The following is a 3,794-nucleotide window of genomic DNA, read 5'->3' on the forward strand; positions in this document are numbered from 1 at the left end:
AATGCAGTTCCTCCTCGCAACCTGGGCCGGCGCCTGCCCCACCTGCCACCGCGACATACCCACATCCATACAAACCTGACCAAGCCCTACTAGTGCCGCATCAGGCAACGTTCGCCCTGGTGACGACCTCGCGTAGCCGTTCGTCGGCGGCGTGCTTGTTCCGCCAGATGATGTAGCGGCGGATCATGCTGCCCTGTTCCTTGTGGCTGGCGTGGTCGGTGCCGTCGAGGGCGAAGTAGCGCAGGGCGGTGAACTGGGCCTCGATCCGGTTGAGCCAGGAGCTGTTGGTCGGGGTGTAGGCGATCTCGACGTTGTTCGCAGCGGCCCAGGTGCCGACGCGCTGGCACCGCTTCGTCGTCAGGTGCGGCGAGTAGTTGTCGCAGACGATCGCAATGCGCACATCCGCGGGATGCAGCGAGCGCAGGTAGCGGCAGAACTCCAGGAACTTGTAGCGGTTCTTGGTCTTCTTGATGTGGCCGTAGAGCTGGTCCTTGGCGAGATCGTAGGCGGCGAACAGGTGCCGGACGCCGTGAGGTCTGGTGTAGGTGGCCCGCCGGCGGTGCCGGGGTTCGCGGTGGGGGTCCTTGCCCGTGCCGCCGCGTTCGGCCCACTGCCGACCGGGGTGTGGTTGGAGGTTGAGTGGGCCGAACTCGTCCAGACAGAAGACGACTTCGGGCTCGGCTTCCTCGGGTATGACTTCGCCGTCGGCGATCGCGTAGAGGTGTTCGACGCGGGCCTTCTTGGCCGCGTAGTCGGGGTCGCGGGAGGTCTTCCAGGTCTTCACGCGTTGAAAGGAGACGCCTTCCTCGCGGAGCAGGATGCGCAGGCCCTCGTGGCTGATGTCGTCGACCACCCCCTCGGCGACCAGGAAGTCGGCCAGCTTGGCCAGGCTCCAGGTCGAGAACGGCAGGCCGTGCTCGGCCGGCTTGGACTTGGCGATCTTCTTGATCTCGCGGCGCTCGGGCAGGGTGAACGTCCTTGGCCGGCCGCCCCGATACTTCGGGTAGAGCGAGTCGAAGCCGTCGGCGTTGAAGTTGTGGATCACGTCCCGGACCCGGTCCGCGCTGGTGAACGTGACCTCGGCGATCTTCGCCACGGGCATGCGCTGGGCGGACAGCAGCACCATCTGGGCCCGCCGCCAGGTCACCACCGACCCAGTGCCCCTGCGGACGATCCGCAGCAGACGTCTGCCGGGGCTTCACCCTGGTTGGTAGACACGGGTTTGTGTGGTTATGCGGCGAGCGCCAGGGTAGCTGACTGCTGCTGCTCGTAGGTGACGGGGCTGACCTGGCCGTTGGCCGAGTGCCTGCGCCAGGTGTTGTATCTGTTCAGCCAGCGGAAAACCGCCGCTCGGCAGGCCTGGGCTCCGGGCCAGCGGCGTGCGTCCTTGAGGAGCTCGCGTTTCAGTGAGGCGTGGAAGCTCTCGCAGGCGGCGTTGTCGGCACTCGTTCCGACAGCACCCATGGACTGCTTCACTCCCAACTCGGCACACAGGAAAGAGAATTGCCGACTTCCGTACTGCGCTCCGTGATTGGAGTGGAACACCGCTCCGCGTAGGGTGCCGCGAGTGGCGGCGGCCATCGTCAGAGCGTCGGCGACCAGGGACGTGCGCATGTGGTCGGCGATCGACCAGCCCGCGACGCGCCTGCTGAAGCAGTCCAGCACCGTTGCCAGATACAGGAACTCCCCGTCCCCGACCGGGAGATATGTGATGTCGCCCATGTACTTCAGGTTCGGCGCCGGCGCGCTGAAGTCGCGCCCGAACAGGTCCGGCACCGGGGTCGCCGACGGCTCGGGCACGGTGGTGCGGACCTTCCGGCGCAGACGGGTGCCCACGATCCCGAACTTGCGCATCACCCGCGCGACCCGCTTCTCGTTCACCGCCAGGCCCCCATCCCGCAGCTCGGCGGTGACGCGCGGGGCGCCGTAGGTCCCGTCGGACTCGGTGTGGACGCGCTGGATCCGCGCCGCCAGGACAGCGTCGGCCTCCTGCCGTTCTGCGCGGGTCGCGGCACTGGCGCGCCACTTGTAGTAACTGGAGCGCTGGCTGTCCAGCACCTGGCAGAGCCGCTTGACCTCGAAGGCCTCCCGGTGGTCCTCAACGAACTGGAAGCGGCTCATCACCAGCTTGTCTCCGAGGCGAAATACTTCGTGGCCTTCCGCAGGATGTCCCGCTCGACCGACAGCGTCTCGCGGTCCTTGCGCAGCCCCGTGTTCTCCACCCGCAAAGCCGCGTTCTCCGCCTCCAGACGGACGATCCGTTCCTCGGGCGTCTCCACCCCAGGAGCCCCGGACCCGGCCGCAGCCGGCAGGACACCGTCGGGCCCCGGCGCGGCCCCCGCGGCCCGCACCCACTGCCGCAGCGACTCCGCATGCATGCCCAGATCCCGCGCGACCTGCGCATACGTCAGCGACGGATCGGAGCAGTGCAGTGCAGTGCAGTGCCACAGCGTCAGCACGGAACTCCGCTGAGTAGTACTTGTGCACCATAGGTGCCATCTCTTCCTCTGAATCCATGAGATCCAGTGTCCGTGATGTCTACCAATCGGGGGGAATACCCCATGTCCGGGCCCGCTTGTCCTGGCGGATGCAGGACGCCATCGATCCGACCGCGCTGATCATCGACGACACGGGGTTCCTCAAGGACGGCGACGCGTCGGCGTGTGTGTCGCGGCAGTACACCGGAACCGCGGGCAAGGTCACCAACTGCCAGGTGGGCGTCTCGCTCCACCTGGCCCGTGACCACGCCTCGGCACCGGTCAACTGGCGGTTGTTCCTCCCCGCCGTCTGGGACCCCGAATCGACGAAGGCGGACCCGGACAAGGTCGCCCGCCGTGACCGGTGCGGCATCCCCGCCGGCCTGGGCCACGTGGAGAAGTGGCAGCTGGCCCTGGACATGATCGACGAGACCCGCTGTTGGGGTGTCCACGTCCCACTCGTCATCGCCGACGCCGGATACGGCGACGCCGCAGCCTTCCGCCTCGGCCTGCACTACGTGGTGGGGATCTCCACCACGCCGACTGCGCACCCCGCCGAAGCCCGGCCGTTCACGCCCGCCTACAGCGGCACCGGTCGGCCGCCGGTGGCGAAGTACCCGGACAAGGCCCGCAGCGTGAAGGACCTGGCCATCGCCGCCGGTTCGAAAGCGGCCAGGCCGGTGTCGTGGCGGGAGGGGTCGCGCCCCGGCAGGGCGAAGAGCGGCTTCAAACGGATGTACTCGCGCTTCGTGGCGCTGCGGATCCGCCCTGCCGGACGGCGAGATCCGCGACGCCACCGAGGGCGTGGAACTGGCCGAGTGCTGGCTGCTGGCCGAATGGCCCGCCAGGGAAGCCGAGCCGGTCCAGTTCTGGCTCTCGAACCTGCCCGCCGACACCCCGCTGACCACTCTGGTGCGAATGGCCAAGCTCCGCTGGCGAGTTGAGCACGACTACCGGGAGATGAAACAGGCCCTCGGCCTGGCCCACTTCGAGGGCCGCACGTTCACCGGCTGGCACCACCACGTCACGCTGGTCTCCCTCGCCCACGCGTTCTGCACCCTGCGCAGACTGGCCACCGCCCCCAAAGACGCGGGGCCGGCCTGAGTCTCTACCAAGTCGTCCGCGAGCTCCAGATCCTTCTGGCGACCTGGGCCGGCGCCTGCCCCACCTGCCACCGCGACATACCCACACGAAAACAGACCTGACCAAGCCCTACTAGCGGTGGTTTGTTGACATGGGGTCAGGTCGGCAGTATCGGTGAGGAGAGTCTTTCGGGGGTGCTGCCATGACCGCGCGCGTACCTTGTCCACCGGCTCC

At 67.8% G+C, this 3,794-nt stretch carries 1 protein-coding gene and 2 pseudogenes; 1 reads left to right on the forward strand and 2 read right to left on the reverse strand.

Features of this window, described 5'->3' with window-relative positions:
• Positions 1 to 100: 100 nt before the first annotated feature.
• Positions 101 to 1,183, reverse strand: a complete 1,083-nt coding sequence (locus AC07AL_RS38450; RefSeq protein WP_478319561.1) for an IS630 family transposase — start codon at positions 1,181 to 1,183, stop codon at positions 101 to 103.
• Positions 1,184 to 1,230: 47 nt separating this feature from the next.
• Positions 1,231 to 2,490, reverse strand: a pseudogene (locus AC07AL_RS38455) (IS3 family transposase).
• 70 nt (positions 2,491 to 2,560) lie between these two features.
• Between AC07AL_RS38455 and AC07AL_RS38460 the strand changes: the two are divergent.
• Positions 2,561 to 3,581: pseudogene (locus AC07AL_RS38460) on the forward strand (IS701 family transposase); the annotation flags it as partial.
• Between the last annotated feature and the right edge of the window lie 213 nt (positions 3,582 to 3,794).

Source organism: Kitasatospora sp. NPDC043949 (assembly GCF_056435365.1).